Genomic DNA, 16,812 nt, shown 5'->3' on the forward strand with positions numbered 1-16,812 from the left:
CACCGGCATGGCGTCGGCAGGATGCCGCCGGGGCTCCCCTTTGAGGATGGCGTGGAATGGAAGCTCTGATTGTCCTGCTGGCGGTGGTGGTACTGCTGATCCCGGTGTTGCTGGTGGTGGCGTTGGTGATGATCGCCGGCCTGCGCCGGCGCGTGTCCGCGCTGGAAAGCCAGCAGTTCCCCGCCAGTGCGCGGCCATCGGCCGAAGTGCCGGTCAGCACGCCGCTGGGCTGGGCCGAGACTCCCTATCGCGCGCCGCCGCCAGCGGCCGCCGAACCGCCACCCGAACCGGCGGTGATGGCCGCGCCATTGGCCGCGGCCCCGGCGCCGCCCCGTCGTCCGCCGCCGTTGCCGGCGTCCGCACCCATACCGGTGGCGGCCAGTGCCCCCGTCCCGCCTGCACCGCCACAGGGCCCGGGCATCGGCGAACGGATCATCGGTGCGATCAAACACTGGTTCACCGAGGGCAACGTGCCGGTCAAGATCGGCATGCTGGTGCTGCTGGCCGGCGTTGCCGCGCTGCTCAAGTACGCCAGCGACCAGGGCTGGTTGAACGCGCCCATCGAGCTGCGCCTGGCTGCGATCGCCGCGGGTGCGCTGGCGGGGCTGGTGTTCGGCTGGATCCAGCGCGATCGCCGGCGCCTGTTCGCGCTGGCCCTGCAGGGCGGGGCGATCGGCATCCTGCTGCTGACGATCTTCGCCGCGTTCAAGCGCTACGACCTGATCGAGGCGCTGCCCGCGTTTGCGATGAGCGTGCTGCTGATCGCCGGCATGGGCGTGCTGGCGGTGGTGCAGAACTCGCGCACGCTGGCGGTACTGGGCATCCTGGCCGGCTTCATGGCGCCGATCTGGCTGTCCACCGGCAGTGGCAACCATGTCGCGCTGTTCTCCTATTACGCCGTGCTCAACGCCGCGATCCTGGCCATTGCCTGGTGGCGTCCGTGGCGGGTGCTCAACCTGCTCGGGTTTGCCTTCACCTTCGGCATCGGCACCGCCTGGGGCGTGCTGCAGTACAACGCCGACAAGTTCAGCAGTACCGAGCCGTTCCTGCTGTTGTTCTTCGCCTTCTACCTGCTGATTCCGATCCTGTACGCGCGGCGCCAGCCGGCGGAGAAGCGCGATCTCGTCGATGGCAGCCTGGTGTTCGGCACGCCCCTGATCGCGTTCTCGCTGCAGGCCGGCATGCTGCACGATGACCGCCTGCTGCTGGCGCTGTGCGCGCTGGGGCTGGCCGCGTTGTATGCGGTGCTCGGCTGGGCGCTGATCCGCCGCGCGCGCTATGCCGCGCTCGGCCAGTCGCACGCGGTATTGGCGGTGGGCTTTGCCACGCTGGCGGTGCCGCTGGCGCTGTCGGCGCGTGCCACCGCCAGCGTGTTCGCGCTGGAAGGTGCCGGGCTGGTGTGGCTGGGCCTGCGCCAGAAGCGCTGGCTGCCGCAGATCGCCGGCGCACTGCTGCAGCTGGGCGCGGCCTTCGGGTTCGTGGTGGGCGCCGACTACTGGCACGCCGATGCCACCGCGATCGCCAACCCGACCTTCATGAGCGGGCTGCTGCTGGCACTGGCCGGCTTCGCCTCGGCCGCCTGCTACCGAAGGGCGCGCCAGGATTCGCCGGCCGTCGTCTACTACCTGTGGGGCCTGGTGTGGTGGCTGGGCGGTATCGCCCACGAGGTCGGTCGCTTCGTGGCACGCGACAGCCGTCCCGACGCGCTGCTGATCGCGGTCGCGGTCACCGCGTGGCTTGCCGCCGAGTGGCATCGCCGCGCGCCGGCCCGCGCGCTGGTGCTGACCACGCTGGCCATGCTGCTCAGCGCCTTCCCGCTGGTGCTGTGGCAGGGTGAGGCGCACCAGCAGCCCTTCGCCGGCTATGGCGCGCTGGCCTGGGCGGTGTTCGCCGTGCTCGGCGTGCGCAGCCTGTGGTGCCTGCGTGGCGGCCAGGACCGCACCGCGCTCGCGGCGCAGTTCACCTGGTGGCTGCTGTGGCCGACGGTGGTCTCGCTGGCCTGCATGTGGCTGGCCGACCGCTTCGCGCTGGCGCAGGGCTGGTCGGTGGCGCTGGCGCTGCTGCCCTGGCTGCTGGTCACCGCCACCGCGCTGCTGCGCTGGCCGTGGCTGGCGCTGCCGCTGGGGGCGCGCTTCGACCCACTGCGCACCGCGCTGGGCACCACGCTGTTCGCGGTGCTGGGCGTGAGCTGGGTGTGCCTGCTGGCCGCGCGTGGCGCCGCCGCCCCATTGCCGTGGGTGCCGCTGCTCAACCCGATGGAACTGGCGCAGCTGGCCGTGCTGGCGCTGGCCGCGCGCTGGCTATGGGTGGGGCCAGCGCCGTCGGGCGTGCGCAGCATGCGCGTGCCGTTGCTGGCGATCGCCGGCTTCATCCTGCTCACCAGCACCACCCTGCATACCGTGCACCACTGGGGCGCGGTGCCGTGGAACGACGCGCTGTGGTCCTCCACGCTGGCCCAGACCAGCCTGACCGTGGTCTGGAGCGTGCTGGGCGTGATCAGCTGGGTATGGGGCTCGCGCCGCGGCCAGCGCATCCTGTGGCTGGTCGGTGCGGTGTTGATGGGCGTGGTACTGGCCAAGCTGGTGCTGATCGACCGCCAGCACCTGGGCAACCTGCTGGGCATTTCCTCCTTCATCGCCTACGGCCTGCTGTGCACGGTCGTGGGTTACCTCGCGCCGGCGCCGCCGCGCGCACTGGAACCCTCCGTGGAGCCACATCCGTGAACCGAATGCGCATCCTGATCGCGGCGCTGTCGCTGGCCGTTCTTCCGTCCCTGGCACTGGCCGCCGACGCGCGGCAGGCGTATCGCCAACAGTGGCCATTGCAGTTGTCGCAGCCGCAGGCCGGTGCGTACCGGGTCCTGCTGGACGAGGCGGTGTACCGCAGTGCGGTGTCGCCCCAGCTGGCCGACGTGCAGGTGTTCAATGCCCAGGGCCAGGCACTGCCGACGACCCTGCTGGCGGCCGACCAGCCGCTGGCACGCGAGGCGCACTGGCAGACGCTGACGTGGTTCCCGTTGCCGGCGCTGGCGGGCGCGGCCGCCGATGACCTGCAGCTGCTGACCGAGCGCAATACCGATGGCAGCGTGCGCCGGGTGGAAGCGCGCCTGGGGCGCAGCGGCGCGGCCAGCACGCAGGCGGCCGGTTGGCTGGTCGATGCCAGTGCGTTGCAGGTGGGCGTGCAGGCGCTGCGGTTGGACTGGCAGACGCAGACGGCGTTGCAGGCGCGGGTGCGGGTGGAGGCCAGCGACGACCTGCGGCAGTGGCAGCGCATCACCGACGAGGTGCCGCTGGTGGATTTGCAGCACGATGGGAAGCGCCTGCAGCAGCGGCGCATTGAGATCGGGCACCAGGCAAAGTACTTCCGGATCCTGCCGATGGGCGCCGACGCGCTGCCGGCATTGTCGGCGGTACAGGCCGAGCTGGTGCCGGCGGCGCAGTCGGTCGACTGGCGCTGGCAGTCGCTGACGGGCACGGCGGGCAAGCCGGGTGAGTTCGAGTACCGCCTGGAGGGTCGCTTTCCCATTGCCCAGGTGGACATCGCCACGGCCGACAACAGCGTGGTGCAGTGGACGTTGCTGAGTCGCGATGATGCCAACCAGCCGTGGCAGGTGCGCGCCGGTCCGTGGGTGGCCTATCAGGTGCAGGATGCGGCGCAGCGGCGTCAGTCGCAGACGCAGTCGTTGCCGGTGCCCAGTCGTGATCGTTACTGGAAGCTGGTGGCGGGGCAGGCGCAGCCGAGCGTGGCACCGACGTTGAAGCTGGGCTATCAGCCGGAAGCGCTGGTGTTCCTGAGCCAGGGCGCGGGGCCGTACAGCGTGGCAGCGGGCAGTGTGCGCGCGGCGCGCAGCGATGCGCCGGTGGGCACGGTGATCGCGCAGTTGCGTGAGCAGCAGGGGGCGCAGTGGCAGCCGGCACTGGCGACGTTGCAGGGGCCGGCGCAGGTGCTGGCCGGCGACGCGGCGGTGGCAGCGCAGCGCGACTGGAAGCGCTGGCTGCTGTGGGGGTTGCTGGTGCTGGGCGTGCTGGTGGTGGGTGGTTTTGCGGTGAGCGTGCTGCGGCAGAAGCCGGGCGGTGCTGCGGGGTGACCGATCGGCCGGTTCCTGCGGCAAAGGCAGTGAAACGGCTTGGGAGCAGCGCCTTGGTGTCGTACCGTCCGGCGCGCTCGGCCTCCGGCTCCGGTCTCAATGTTGCTTCGGTATTGGCGTGCGCAATCCTGAAGAAAAAAGACCGGAAATTTGCGATGCGCCCGCGCAGCCGGGACAATGGGCGTCTGCGCCGTGCGCGGCGCCCTTTCCTTTTCCAGCCAAAGAGTTGCCCATGTCCATCGTTCGCATGACCGACCTCGATCTCTCCGGCAAGCGCGTGCTGATCCGCCAGGACCTCAACGTGCCGATCGAGAATGGCAGCATCACCTCCGAACAGCGCATCACTGCATCGCTGCCGACGCTGAAGCTGGCGCTGGAGAAGGGCGCGGCGGTGATGGTCATGTCGCACTTGGGGCGGCCGAAGGAAGGCGTGTGGAGCGAGGCCGATTCGCTGGCGCCGGTGGCGCTGCGCCTGTCCAGCCTGCTTGGCGTGGACGTGCCGCTGGTGCGCGACTGGGTCGACGGCGTCGACGTCGCGCCGGGCTCGATCGTGCTGCTGGAAAACTGCCGCATGAATGTCGGCGAAGGCAAGGACGACGAAGCGCTGGCGAAGAAGTATGCCGCGCTGTGCGATGTGTTCGTGATGGATGCCTTCGGTACCGCGCACCGCGCGCAGGCCTCCACCCACGGCGTGATCCGCTTCGCCCCGGTCGCCGCTGGCGGCCCGCTGCTGATGGCCGAGCTGGATGCACTGGCCAAGGCCCTGCATGCCCCGGCAACGCCGCTGCTGGCGATCGTGGCCGGCAGCAAGGTCAGCACCAAGCTTGAGCTGCTCTCCAGCCTGGTCGGCAAGGTCGACCAGCTGATCGTCGGTGGCGGCATCGCCAACACCTTCATTGCGGCCGCCGGGCATCCGGTCGGCAAGTCGCTGTACGAGCCGGACCTGCTGGAGACGGCGAAGAAGATCGTCGCCGATGCCAAGGCGCGCGGCGCCGAGATCCCGCTGCCGACCGACGTGGTGGTGGCCAAGCAGTTCCTGCCCGATGCCGAGGCCACGGTGAAGGCGCTGGCCGATGTCGCCGAGGATGACCTGATCCTGGACATCGGCCCGGACACCGCCCGGCACTATGCCGGGTTGATCGCCAAGGCGGGCACCGTGGTCTGGAACGGCCCGGTCGGTGTGTTCGAGTTCGAGGCCTTCAGCCACGGCACCCAGGCACTGGCGCAGGCGATTGCCGCCTCGCAGGCGTTCTCCATTGCCGGCGGCGGCGACACCCTGGCCGCGGTGGACAAGTACGACATCGCCGATCAGATCAGCTACATCTCCACCGGCGGCGGCGCGTTCCTGGAGTTCCTGGAAGGCAAGACCCTGCCGGCCGTGGCCGCGCTCGACGCACGGGGCGCCTGATGGGCACGCTGGGACGTTTCGCCGATCCCGGCCGGGACGTCCTGTTCTTCGACCTCGACGGCACGCTGATCGATTCGGCCGTCGGCATCACCCAGTGCGTGGCGCATGCGCTCACGCAGATGGGCCAGCCGGTGCCGCCGCAGGACGCGCTGCGGCGCTGGATCGGCCCGTCGCTGCGCACCAGCTTCGCGCCGCTGTTCGCCGATCCGGCCGATGTCGAGCAGGCGGTGACGTATTACCGCGAGCGTTTCGACGTGGTCGGCTGGCGTGAACACGCGGTCTACCCGCGCATCGGCGAGGTCGTGCAGGCGCTGCACGGCCGCGGCCACCGCATGGCCATCGTCACCGCCAAGAACGAGCCGCATGCGCGGCGCATCATCGACCACCTGCCGTTCGGCAGCTGCTTCGAGGACGTGATCGGGGCCACCCTCGACGGCAGCCGCAGCGAGAAGCCGCAGCTGGTGGCCGAGGCGCTGCAGCGGCTGTCGCTGGTCCCGCAGCAGTGCTGGATGATCGGCGACCGGCGCATGGATATCGCCGGTGCGCGTCATCACGCCATGCGCAATATCGGCGTGTTGTGGGGTTTTGGCGGGGCTGAAGAGCTGCAGGAAGCCGGTGCGCAGCATCTGGCCAACACGCCGGATGACCTGCTGACCGTGCTCGCCTGAGGCAGTCGGCGGCGTCCCGTACGCCGCCGCATGTCCTGCGCAAAGCCAATCGTGCCGGGGCTTGTCGCCATTCGCGCGTCAGCCGGTGTCCGCGCGGCAGTCCGATGCTGTCTGCGGGACATCGGACAAACCCAGACACCGCAAGGCTGTAAACGTATTCATGGGACGTGAAGGGTGTGCTAATTTCGATCCTTTCCCGGGAGCCCATTTACCATGATTGAGCGTCAGCGCCGTACCAAGATCCTTGCCACCCTCGGACCGGCAACCGACCCGCCGGGCGTGCTGGAGGATCTCTTCCGCGCCGGCGTGAACGTGGTTCGCCTCAACTTCAGCCACGGTGATCCGTCCGGCCAGGCCAAGCGCGCGGCCGACGTGCGCGCCGCCGCCCAGCGGGTGGGCGTGGAAGTGGGCATCCTGGCCGACCTGCCGGGCCCGAAGATCCGCATCGAACGGTTTGCCGAAGGCAAGATCCACCTCAAGGCGGGCGATCGCTTCGACCTGGTGGCCTCGCCCAACGCACCGGCCGGTGACACCACCCAGGTGGGGGTGAGCTACCTCGGCCTGCCGCAGGACGTGGTGGCCGGTGACGTGCTGCTGCTCGACGACGGCCTGATGCAGCTGCAGGTGATCGAGGTGCAGGGCGAGCGCATCATCAACACCGTGCTCAACGATGGCGTGCTGTCCGACCGCAAGGGCCTGAACAAGCAGGGCGGTGGCCTGTCGCTGGGCGCGCTGACCGAGCGCGACAAGGAACTGATCGGCATCGTGGCCAAGATTGGCGTGGACTTCATCGCCGTCTCGTTCTGCCGCAATGCGCAGGACATGAACGATGCGCGCGCCATCGCCGAATCGCACGGCTGCTACGCCGCGCTGGTGTCCAAGATCGAGCGCACCGAAGCCATCGAGAACCTGGAAGAGATCGTCGACGCCAGCGATGTGGTGATGGTGGCCCGTGGCGACCTCGGCGTGGAAATCGGCGATGCCGAACTGCCGGGGCTGCAGAAAAAGATCATCAAGGCCTCGCTGGCCCAGAACAAGGTGGTGATCACCGCCACGCAGATGCTGCAGTCGATGGTCGAAAGCCCGATCCCGACCCGTGCCGAAGTGCTGGACGTGGCCAACTCGGTCATCGACGGCACCGATGCGGTGATGCTGTCGGCCGAAACCGCCGCCGGCGCCTATCCGGTCAAGGCGGTCGAAGCGATGGCCCGCATCTGCCTGGGTGCCGAACGCCAGTTCCAGACCGAGACCGACTTCGGCGCCTCGCCGCGCAACCTCGAACGTGCCGACCAGGCCATCGCCATGGCGACCATGTTCCTGTCCCAGCACGTGGGCGTGCGCGCGATCGTGGCGATGACCGAATCCGGCGGCACCGCGCGCTACCTGTCGCGCTTCCGTGCCTCGGCGCCGGTGTTCGCGGTGACCCGCCATGACGGCGCCCGCCGCCAGATGGCGCTGATGCGCGATGTGTTCCCGATCAACTTCGACAGCCGCGGTTTCACCCCGCGCGAAGCCGCCCGCGGCAGCATCCGCCTGCTGGTGGAAGCCAACCAGCTGCAGGCCGGCGACCGCGTGGTGTTCACCAGCGGTGAGCACATGGAAACCCATGGCGCCACCAACACGCTGCGCCTGCTGGAAGTGGGCGAAGACGGGCGCGCCAGCGGCCTGGGCGACCTGTAACGGAACGGCCGGGCGACGCCCGGCGGTGCAGCACGCGGCGGCGCGGCGGAAACGTCGCGCCGTCCTGCATTGGGAAACTGAAAGCGGTTCCAGACTCCGTGGACGGCCAGTTCACGGGAGGGGCGGTCTATAATCAGCGTTTTCCCGCACCCGCCACAGGAAATACATGAGCATCGAACAGCTGGCCGAAACCGCCCAGGCCATGGTCGCCCCGGGCAAGGGCATCATCGCGATCGACGAATCCACCGGCACCATCGGCAAGCGCTTCGCCAGCGTCGGCCTGGAAAACACCGAAGAGAACCGTCGCGCCTACCGCGAAATGCTGCTGACCACGCCGAAGCTGAACGAGCATGTCTCCGGCGCGATCCTGTACGACGAAACCATCCGCCAGTCGACCAAGGATGGCGTGCCGTTCGCCAAGTACATGGCCGACAACGGCATCATCCCGGGCATCAAGGTCGACAAGGGCGCCCACGCGCTGGCCGGCTGCCCCGGTGAGCTGGTGACCGAAGGCCTGGACGGCCTGCGCGAGCGCCTGCAGGAGTACTACAAGCTGGGTGCGCGCTTTGCCAAGTGGCGTGCGGTGATCAACATCGGCGAGAGCATTCCGTCGGGCACCTGCATCGAGTCCAACGCGCACGCGCTGGCCCGCTACGCCGCGCTGTGCCAGGAATGCGGCCTGGTGCCGATGGTCGAGCCGGAAGTGATCATGGACGGCGACCACGACATCGAGACCTGCTACGAAGTCACCGAAGCGACCCTGCGTTCGCTGTTCGACGCGCTGTACCAGCAGAACGTGCTGCTGGAAGGCACCATCCTGAAGGCCTCGATGGTCATCTCGGGCAAGGGCTGCGAAGAGCAGGCCGACGTCGAGGAAGTGGCCGAGTCGACCGTGATGTGCCTCAAGAGCACCGTGCCGGCGATCCTGCCGGGCGTGGTGTTCCTGTCCGGTGGCCAGAGCGACGAGCAGTCCACTGCGCATCTGAATGCCATGAACCAGATGGGCAACCTGCCGTGGCCGCTGAGCTTCTCCTACGGCCGCGCCATGCAGCAGGCCGCGCTGAAGCTGTGGGCCAAGGACACCAAGGCCAACATCGCCAAGGCGCAGCAGACGGTCTACGACCGTGCCAAGGAAAATGGCCAGGCGGCACTGGGCAAGTGGAACGGCTGATACCGGCCTGACCGCGCACGAAGAAACGCCGGCCTCGCGCCGGCGTTTTTTTGGGCGTAGAGCCACCCCATGGGTGGCTTCGCGCGGTGCCTGGGAGGCCGCGTGCAGTCCCAAGCCGGCTGCGCGGTGCCTGATCGCCAACAGGAAGCAGCCACGCACGGCGTGGCTCTACCCGTCGCGGTCTGGCACGATGCGATCCACATTGCCGGGATGGATGCCATGTTCGTGCGACGCTGCGTTGGGGTGTTGGCGTTACCGCTGCTGTTGGGTTGCTGCGTGGTGCACGCTGCGCCGCCACGCGGTTTCGACGTACTGCACTACAGCGTGGCGCTGGTGCCTGATATCGCGGCCAAGCGCGTGCAAGGGCAGCAGACCGTCCGGTTCAAGGCGGAGCAGGTGCTGTCCACGCTCACCCTCGACGCGGGCACACTCGAGGTCACGTCGGTGACGCAGGACGGTCGTGCCCTTGCCTTTGCGCAGGCCGGCCAGCAGCTGCACATCACCTTGGCCACGCCGCTGCAGCGCGGTGCGTCGGCCGAGCTGCAGATTCGCTACCACGGGGCCCCGGCATTCGGCCTGACGTTCGCCCCGGAGCGCGAGGAGGTCTACACGCTCTTCTCCACCAGCCAGTGGATGCCGTCGGTGGATGCGCCCGACGAGCGTGCCACGCTCGATCTCGCGGTGACCCTGCCGCCGGCGCTGCTGGCCGCCGGCACCGGGCGCGCGCTGCCCACCCGCACGCTGGCCGACGGACGCATCGAGCATCGCTGGCGGCTGGACACACCGATGCCCGGTTATGTGTACGGTTTCGCGGCAGGCCGCTACCAGCAGGCCACGCAGCAGCATGGCCCGGTGCAACTGCGCTACCTGTCGGTGGAGCGCTCGCCGGCGCAGCTGCGCACGGTATTCGCGCGCACCGGCGACATGCTCGATTTCTTCGCCGAGCGCGCGGGCCTGCCGTATCGCGGTGATTACCAGCAGGCCCTGGTGGCCAGCACCATCGGGCAGGAGATGGCCGGCCTGTCGCTGATGTCCGAAGCGTATGGCCAGGACGTGCTCGACGATGCCGACCAGATCGCGTTGATGGCGCACGAGGCCGCGCACCAATGGTGGGGCAACCGGGTCACCTGTGCCGGCTGGGAGCATTTCTGGCTCAATGAGGGCATGGCCAACTTCATGACCGCTGCCTACCTGCAGCAGGCGCAGGGCGAGGCCGCGTACCAGGCGCAGGTGGACGGCTGGCGCACGCGCCTGGACGCGCTGCGGGCCAAGGGCGCGGACCACGCGCTGGTGTATGCCGATTGGGATGCACCGACGGCCGATGACCGCGCGGTGGTCTACCGCAAGGGCGCCTATGTGCTGCACCTGTTGCGCGGCGAGCTCGGCGATGCAGTGTTCTGGCGCGGGCTGCGCGCGTATACCGTGGCCAACGACGGGCGCTCGGTGGTCACCGCCGATTTCCAGCGGGCGATGGAGGCGGCTGCAGGACATTCACTGCAGCCGTTCTTCGACGAATGGGTCTACACCGCTGGAAAAGTGGCTCAGTAACGGAGCTGCAGCGCCGATAAGCCCCGCGGGCGGCAGAGCGCGGCCAGGCGCGGATTCACACACGGGGACGCGGCCCCTGCATCGGCATCCAGTAACGGCCCAGCCGTTTCCTCAGTGCGCCGCCGCCGGCGGCAGCCCCAGATCCAGCGAGGGCAGCAACGGTGAGGGGGGGCGGTTCGATCGGCTGGCCCTGTGCGGCCAGCGCCGACTGGTAGGCCTTGTACGTGGCCGCGTTGTAGGCCACCAGGATGATCCGGCGCGGTTCGCGGTGCGAACGCTGCCAAGCCACGGTCTCGGTGGCGGCGATCTGCGCGGCCTGGTGCAGCGGGTAGCCGAACACCCCGCAGCTGATCGCCGGGAAGGCAATGGAATGCAGGCCCAGCTTCTCGGCCAGTTGCAGGGATTTCCAGTAGCAGTTGGCCAGCAGCGCGGGCTCATCGCGCTGGCCGTCCTGCCAGACCGGGCCCACGGTATGGATGACGTGCCGAGCGGGCAGGTCATGGCCGGCAGTGGCGCGCACTTCGCCGGTAGGGCAGCGCACGCCCAGCCGGATCTGCGGCAGCGCCTCGCACTCGGCCAGCAGGCGCGGGCCGGCCGCACGATGGATCGCGCCGTCCACACCGCCCCCGCCGAGCAGGGATTCGTTGGCCGCATTGACGATCGCATCCACCGCCAGGGTCGTGATGTCGCCCTGCCACACTTCGATCTTCATGCGTACCACTCCTGACTGAAACCGGGTCCATGCAACGGGATGTCGCCTTGTTACTGCACCGTACCGGGCAGCAGGTAGACAGTGCGTCATCGTCGTCTCAGGCAGTGCGACCCGGCATGCACCGCCCTGCATTCACACCATGCGGGGCACCGGCTTCACCGTAGATGAAGCCGATGGCGACACCTGAATACGAAGACGCCCACCGGAGGGTGGGCGTCCGAGCGTGCCTGGTAACAACGCGGCGGTCAGGGCAGACCGGCCAGCCAGTCGTCGTCGGAGCCTTCGTTGATGTCGGCGAACAGCGGGGTGGAGAAGTAGCGTTCGCCGGTGTCCGGCAACATCGCCAGGATGACGCTGCCTTTCTCGGCGCGGGCGGCGATGTCCAATGCGCTGGCCACCGTGGCACCCGCGGAAATGCCGACGAAGATCCCTTCCTCGGCCGCCAGCCGCCGCGAGGTCTCGATCGCGCGGGCGTCGTCGATGCTCAGCAGCTCATCATAGACGCCACGGTTGAGCACCTCCGGCACGAAGTCCGGGGTCCAGCCCTGGATCTTGTGCGGCTTCCATTCCTCGCCCTTGAGCAGGGCCGCGCCGGCCGGCTCGGTGGCGACGATCCGGGTCTCCGGCCGGGCCACCTTGAGCACCTCGCCGACGCCGGTCAGGGTGCCGCCGGTGCCCCAACCGGTGACGAAGTAATCCAGCCGCTTGCCGGCGAAGTCGCGCAGGATCTCCGGCGCGGTGGTGTTGCGGTGGTAGGCCGGGTTGGCCGGGTTGGCGAACTGGCTGGCGAGGAACCAGCCATGCTCGTCGGCCAGTTCCTTCGCGCGGCGCACCATGCCCGAGCCGCGCTCGGCGGCCGGGGTCAGGATCACCTTCGCGCCGTAGGCGCGCATCAGCTTGCGGCGTTCGATGGAGAAGGTCTCCACCATCGTGGCCACGAACTTGTAGCCGCGGGCGGCGGCCACCATGGCCAGCGCCACCCCGGTGTTGCCCGAGGTGGCCTCCACGATGGTGTCGCCGGGCTTGAGCACGCCGCGCGCCTCGGCGTCGAGGATGATCGCCAGCGCCAGGCGGTCCTTGACCGAGCCGCCGGGGTTGAACGACTCGACCTTGGCGTAGAGGCTGACGTGGTCGGGGGCGATGCGGTTCAGGCGGACCACCGGGGTGTTGCCGATGGTGTCCAGGATCGAGTTGTAGAGGGCCATGGGATGCTCCGAAGAAGACCGTTCACCGCGGCCGGCGCGGCAGGGGGGAGGGCAGGCCGGCGGCGGCAGCGCCGCGCGGTCTCCGGGACGGCGGGCGCCGGCCCCGGGTGCTCCGGCAGACCGTAGCCCCGGCATATGCCCCCGGGAAATGACCTGATACCCTTCATAAACAACATTTGGTTATAAGCTGGTGACGGCAATTGCCCTACAGTCGGATTGCCCTTCCTTCGCCTGCCGTGCCGCACGCCCATGACGCTGACCCAACTCCGTTATCTGGTGGCCATCGCCGACGCCGAGCTCAACATCACGCTGGCGGCCTCGCGCGTGCATGCCACCCAGCCTGGCCTGTCCAAGCAGCTCAAGCAGCTGGAGGATGAGCTGGGTTTCCTGTTGTTCGTGCGCAAGGGGCGCAGCCTCGAAGCGGTGACGCCGGCCGGGGTGGAAGTGATCGGCCGTGCCCGCGCGGTGCTCTCCGAAGCCAACAACATCCGCACCTACGCGGCCAACCAGCGCCGCGAGAGCCAGGGCCAGTTGATCCTCACCACCACCCACACCCAGGCGCGCTTCGTGCTGCCGCCGGCCGTGGCGAAGATCAAGCAGGCCTATCCGCAGGTCAGCGTGCACCTGCAGCAGGCCGCCGAAAGCGATGCGCTGGACCTGCTCAGCCAGGGCGATGCGGATATCGCGATCATCTCCACGGCGGGCGCCGAACCGACCGCGGGCCTGGCCATTCCGCTGTACCGCTGGCGCCGGCTGGTGCTGGTCCCGCGTGGCCATGCACTGGATCGCCCGGGCCCGGCGCCGGACCTGCAGGCGCTGGCCACCCAGCCGCTGATCAGCTACGAATCCTCCACCCGCGGCAGCTCGTCGCTGCAGCGGGCCTTCGCCAGTGCCGGCCTGACCCCGGACATCGCGCTGACCGCGCTGGATGCCGACCTGATCAAGACCTACGTGCGGACCGGGCTGGGCGTCGGCCTGCTGGCGGAAATGGCGGTCAACGCCAGCGACGAGGACCTGCGTGCCTGGCCGGCGCCGGCCCCGATCGATGAATGCATCGCCTGGGCGGTGCTGCCGCGCGACCGCGTGCTGCGCGATTACGCGCTGGAACTGGTGCACGTGCTGGCCCCGCAGATCGACACGCGCGACCTGCGCCGGGTGATCGACGGCAACCAGGAGGCCAACTGGCCGCTGCCACCGACCTGGGAATCGCTGACGCAGACCATCACCGTCTGAGAAGCGACGGTGATGGCCGCGCATGCTTCCTCTCCCCCGCGCCGTTGGCGCGCCGCCCTTCAGCAGAAGGGGGCTTTTCTCCAGAGGGGGTGAGGGGTTCGGTGGGCGCTTCGAACGCGCCGCTGCGACGGTTGGTCGCAGGGCGCCGGGCTGCCCGGCCTAGGGTCGGGCGCTACCATGAGGGGGTGAACGTCCGCCGTCGCCCGTATGCCGTCTTTCTTCAGCTTGCCTTCGTGGCGACGCTGCTGATGGTGCTGGCGCCGCTGGTCAGCCGCTGGCAGCAGGCGCACGCCGACGCGCCGGTGATGCGCATGCCAACCGGGATGACCCACGCGATGCCGGTGCCGTTGGATGTCCACGCCGGGCACGTCATGGCGCATCAGGACATGCAGCATGACGGCACGCAGCACGACGGCGCGCAGCACCATCACATGCCGACGCAGCCGATGCCGGTGCACGCGATGCAGGGCGCTCACGAGCAAGCGGCACCGTCGCCGCCGATGAGCGAGCACGCCGGGCATGGCGACGCCTGCGAGTACTGCATGATGGCCTCGCGGCTGATGCCGTGGCTGGCGGTGCTGATCCTGCTGTTGCCGGCGATGCCGGTCATCGCACCGCGCGTGCGGCGCGCGGTGCCCACGCCACGCAGCCTGCGCTGGCCCGCCCACGCCGCGCGCGGCCCGCCCGCGCGCTCCTGAAAACCACCGCCCTTCCTGCCCGTGTCGCCGTGATGGCGGCGCGCGCCTGCGTGCTTTTCTGGAGTTTCACCATGACTGTTGCTTCCCGCAGCGCGGGCGCACTGACGCGCCTGTCTGTTTCCCTGTCGCTGGCCCTGGCGGCGCTGCCGCTGCATGCCGCCAATGACGACGCCCGCACCCTCGATGCGCTGGTGGTCACGGCCACGGCGCCGTCCTCGCCGCTGCACTGGGTCACCGATCCCCGCCTGCCGCGCCAGCCGGTGCCGGCCAGCGATGGTGCCGACTACCTCAAGACCGTGCCCGGCTTCGCGGCCATCCGCAATGGCGGCACCAACGGCGACCCGGTGCTGCGCGGCATGTTCGGCTCACGCCTGAACATCGTCAGCAACGAAGGCAACCTGATCGGCGCGTGTCCGTCGCGCATGGATAACCCGCTGTCCTACATCGCCCCGGAAACGTTCGACCGGCTGACCATCATCAAGGGGCCGCAGAGCGTGCGCTGGGGCGCAGGCGCGTCGGCCGGCACGGTGCGCTTCGAACGCGATACCCCGCGCTTCGATGCCCCGGGCATCGACCTCGACGCCAGTGCGCTGGTCGGCGCGCGCAACCGCAACGACCAGGTGCTGGATCTCACCGCCGGGGCCTCGCAAGGCTATGTGCGGGTCAACGGCAACCGCTCCGAAGCGGGCGACTACAAGGACGGCAACAGCGAGGTGGTGCCGTCGAAGTGGCGCAAGTGGAACAGCGACGTCGCCGTCGGCTGGACCCCCGATGCCGACACCGTGCTGGAACTGTCGGCCGGCACCGGCGACGCGCTCGCCCGCTATGCCGGCCGCGGCATGGATGGCGCCGCGTTCAAGCGCACCAGCTATGCGGCGCGGTTCGAGAAGGACAACCTGCCCGGCGCGTGGGACACGCTGCTGGCCAATGTCTATTACAACGACGCCGACCACCTGATGGACAACTACACGCTGCGCACGCCCAACCCGGACAGCAGCATGCCGATGCCGATGGCGGCCAATGTCGATCGACGCACGACGGGCGGCCGCATCGCCTCGGAGTGGCGCTGGCAGGACGTCGCCGTCGTGGCCGGTATCGATGCGCAGGACAGCCGCCACCGCAGCCGCAGCGGCATGGGCCGCAACAGCTATCGCCAGCAGCCCTGGAGCACCGACGCGCGCTTCGCGAACCTCGGCGCCTTCACTGAAATCACCCTCGGCGAGGGCACCGCGCAGCGCTGGGTCGGCGGCCTGCGCATCGACCGCGCCGAGGTCACCGACGAGCGCGGTAGCGCCGGGATGATGGCCCTGCCCAATCCGACCGGGGGGCAGCAGCGCCGCGAAAACCTGGGCAGTGGTTTCCTGCGCATCGAGCGTGATCTCGCCCCGGCACTGACCTGGTATGCCGGCATCGGTCACAGCGAACGCATGCCCGACTACTGGGAGCTGTTTTCCCCGGACAGCGGGCCGATGGGCGCGGCCAACGCGTTCGCCGGCATCCAGCCGGAGAAAACCACCCAGCTCGACCTCGGCCTGCAGTACCGCAGCGACCGCGTCGACGCATGGGTATCGGCCTATGCCGGCCGCCTGCAGGACTACATCCTGTTCACCTACCTCGACGGCGGCATGATGGGCAGTATGACCCGGGCCGACAACGTGGATGCCCGCATCGCCGGTGCCGAAGCGGGTGCTCAGTTCCTGCTCGGCCGGCAGTGGACGCTCGGTGGCACGCTCGCCTATGCCTGGGGGGAGAACCGCAGTGACGGCCGGCCGCTGCCGCAGATGCCCCCGCTCGAAGCCCGGCTCAGCGCGAGCTGGGAAGGCACGCGCTGGCGCCTGGGGGCGCTCGCCCGCGCCGTCAGCCACCAGCATCGTGTCGCCGACAACCAGGGCAATGTCGTCGCCCGCGACCTCGGGCCCAGCGCTGGCTTCGCCACGCTGGCGCTCAACGCCGGCTACCGCATCAGCGACGCCCTGCAGCTCAGCGCCGGCGTCGACAATCTGTTCGACCGCGCCTACAGCGAGCACCTCAACCTGGCCGGCAGCGCCGATTTCGGCTTCCCGGCCGACCCGGTCCGGATCAATGAGCCGGGCAGGTCGATGTGGATGAAGGTGAACGTCCGGTATTGAGCAGCGGCGGGTGTCGGCTGTTGGGCGGTACCCGTGTGCCCGGTTTTGCGTGCAGCCGACCAACGGTCGGCTCTACGGGGTGCAGCCGACCAACGGTCGGCTCTACGGGCGCAGCCGACCAACGGTCGGCTCTACGAGGGGGTCAATCGACATGCTCTGACACACGCCGACATATCCGTCGGGCCCCCCAGCACGAAAGGCATTGCCTCCGTCACCGGTCGTTGCGCGGCCGCCGGTAAACGCTTGGCACATATGCCCGGGCAGCCCCGGCCC

General features: G+C 69.3%; 11 protein-coding genes and 1 pseudogene. 10 read left to right on the top strand and 2 right to left on the bottom strand.

What is annotated here, in order from left to right; all coding sequences use genetic code 11:
* Positions 1 to 56 precede the first annotated feature (56 nt).
* The 7 genes from AC06FD_RS00550 to AC06FD_RS00580 all read left to right on the top strand — a co-directional run bounded on the left by AC06FD_RS00550 (position 57) and on the right by AC06FD_RS00580 (position 10,562).
* On the top strand, positions 57 to 2,723 hold the full coding sequence (locus AC06FD_RS00550; RefSeq protein ID WP_478076733.1) for a DUF2339 domain-containing protein: 2,667 nt from the start codon (positions 57 to 59) through the stop codon (positions 2,721 to 2,723).
* Between the two features lie 5 nt (positions 2,724 to 2,728).
* On the top strand, positions 2,729 to 4,087 hold the full coding sequence (locus tag AC06FD_RS00555; protein WP_478077352.1) for a DUF3999 domain-containing protein: 1,359 nt from the start codon (positions 2,729 to 2,731) through the stop codon (positions 4,085 to 4,087).
* 232 nt (positions 4,088 to 4,319) lie between these two features.
* A complete protein-coding gene (locus AC06FD_RS00560) occupies positions 4,320 to 5,495 on the top strand; it encodes a phosphoglycerate kinase (protein WP_478076734.1) in 1,176 nt (391 codons plus the stop codon).
* Positions 5,495 to 6,163, top strand: a complete 669-nt coding sequence (locus AC06FD_RS00565) for an HAD hydrolase-like protein (RefSeq protein WP_394161256.1) — start codon at positions 5,495 to 5,497, stop codon at positions 6,161 to 6,163. The genes AC06FD_RS00560 and AC06FD_RS00565 overlap by 1 nt, the downstream gene beginning before the upstream one ends.
* A gap of 213 nt (positions 6,164 to 6,376) precedes the next feature.
* Complete coding sequence (gene pyk, locus AC06FD_RS00570) at positions 6,377 to 7,843, top strand: pyruvate kinase (protein WP_259206466.1); 1,467 nt, start codon at positions 6,377 to 6,379, stop codon at positions 7,841 to 7,843.
* A 166-nt stretch (positions 7,844 to 8,009) separates the two neighbouring features.
* Complete coding sequence (locus AC06FD_RS00575; RefSeq protein WP_259206465.1) at positions 8,010 to 9,014, top strand: class I fructose-bisphosphate aldolase; 1,005 nt, start codon at positions 8,010 to 8,012, stop codon at positions 9,012 to 9,014.
* A 219-nt stretch (positions 9,015 to 9,233) separates the two neighbouring features.
* Complete coding sequence (locus AC06FD_RS00580; RefSeq protein ID WP_478076735.1) at positions 9,234 to 10,562, top strand: M1 family metallopeptidase; 1,329 nt, start codon at positions 9,234 to 9,236, stop codon at positions 10,560 to 10,562.
* Between the two features lie 190 nt (positions 10,563 to 10,752).
* Here AC06FD_RS00580 and AC06FD_RS00585 read toward each other — a convergent pair.
* Both AC06FD_RS00585 and cysK read right to left on the bottom strand, forming a co-directional pair.
* Positions 10,753 to 11,274 (bottom strand): annotated as a pseudogene (locus tag AC06FD_RS00585) (O-acetyl-ADP-ribose deacetylase); the annotation flags it as partial.
* Between the two features lie 245 nt (positions 11,275 to 11,519).
* On the bottom strand, positions 11,520 to 12,479 hold the full coding sequence (gene cysK / locus AC06FD_RS00590) for a cysteine synthase A (RefSeq protein ID WP_259206461.1): 960 nt from the start codon (positions 12,477 to 12,479) through the stop codon (positions 11,520 to 11,522).
* Between the two features lie 249 nt (positions 12,480 to 12,728).
* On the opposite strand from cysK, the gene AC06FD_RS00595 reads away from it, so the two are divergent.
* From AC06FD_RS00595 to AC06FD_RS00605, 3 genes are all read left to right on the top strand, one after another.
* The gene (locus AC06FD_RS00595) at positions 12,729 to 13,712 is read left to right on the top strand and encodes a LysR family transcriptional regulator (protein ID WP_478076736.1); all 984 of its coding nucleotides are present in this window, start codon (positions 12,729 to 12,731) and stop codon (positions 13,710 to 13,712) included.
* Positions 13,713 to 13,960: 248 nt separating this feature from the next.
* On the top strand, positions 13,961 to 14,410 hold the full coding sequence (locus AC06FD_RS00600; protein ID WP_478077353.1) for a hypothetical protein: 450 nt from the start codon (positions 13,961 to 13,963) through the stop codon (positions 14,408 to 14,410).
* 71 nt (positions 14,411 to 14,481) lie between these two features.
* Positions 14,482 to 16,539, top strand: a complete 2,058-nt coding sequence (locus AC06FD_RS00605; protein ID WP_478076737.1) for a TonB-dependent copper receptor — start codon at positions 14,482 to 14,484, stop codon at positions 16,537 to 16,539.
* Positions 16,540 to 16,812 lie beyond the last annotated feature (273 nt).

The sequence above is a fragment of the Stenotrophomonas sp. Steno-Z1 genome (assembly GCF_056393175.1).

What these genes read in the sequence shown, in the direction of transcription:
- AC06FD_RS00605 (WP_478076737.1), top strand. Translation starts at nt 14,482, where the DNA reads ATGACTGTTGCTTCCCGCAGCGCGGGCGCACTGACGCGCCTGTCTGTT.
- AC06FD_RS00565 (WP_394161256.1), top strand. Translation starts at nt 5,495, where the DNA reads ATGGGCACGCTGGGACGTTTCGCCGATCCCGGCCGGGACGTCCTGTTC.
- AC06FD_RS00575 (WP_259206465.1), top strand. Translation starts at nt 8,010, where the DNA reads ATGAGCATCGAACAGCTGGCCGAAACCGCCCAGGCCATGGTCGCCCCG.
- AC06FD_RS00555 (WP_478077352.1), top strand. Translation starts at nt 2,729, where the DNA reads ATGCGCATCCTGATCGCGGCGCTGTCGCTGGCCGTTCTTCCGTCCCTG.
- AC06FD_RS00580 (WP_478076735.1), top strand. Translation starts at nt 9,234, where the DNA reads ATGTTCGTGCGACGCTGCGTTGGGGTGTTGGCGTTACCGCTGCTGTTG.
- AC06FD_RS00560 (WP_478076734.1), top strand. Translation starts at nt 4,320, where the DNA reads ATGTCCATCGTTCGCATGACCGACCTCGATCTCTCCGGCAAGCGCGTG.
- cysK (WP_259206461.1), bottom strand. Translation starts at nt 12,479, where the DNA reads ATGGCCCTCTACAACTCGATCCTGGACACCATCGGCAACACCCCGGTG.
- AC06FD_RS00595 (WP_478076736.1), top strand. Translation starts at nt 12,729, where the DNA reads ATGACGCTGACCCAACTCCGTTATCTGGTGGCCATCGCCGACGCCGAG.
- AC06FD_RS00600 (WP_478077353.1), top strand. Translation starts at nt 13,961, where the DNA reads ATGGTGCTGGCGCCGCTGGTCAGCCGCTGGCAGCAGGCGCACGCCGAC.
- AC06FD_RS00550 (WP_478076733.1), top strand. Translation starts at nt 57, where the DNA reads ATGGAAGCTCTGATTGTCCTGCTGGCGGTGGTGGTACTGCTGATCCCG.
- pyk (WP_259206466.1), top strand. Translation starts at nt 6,377, where the DNA reads ATGATTGAGCGTCAGCGCCGTACCAAGATCCTTGCCACCCTCGGACCG.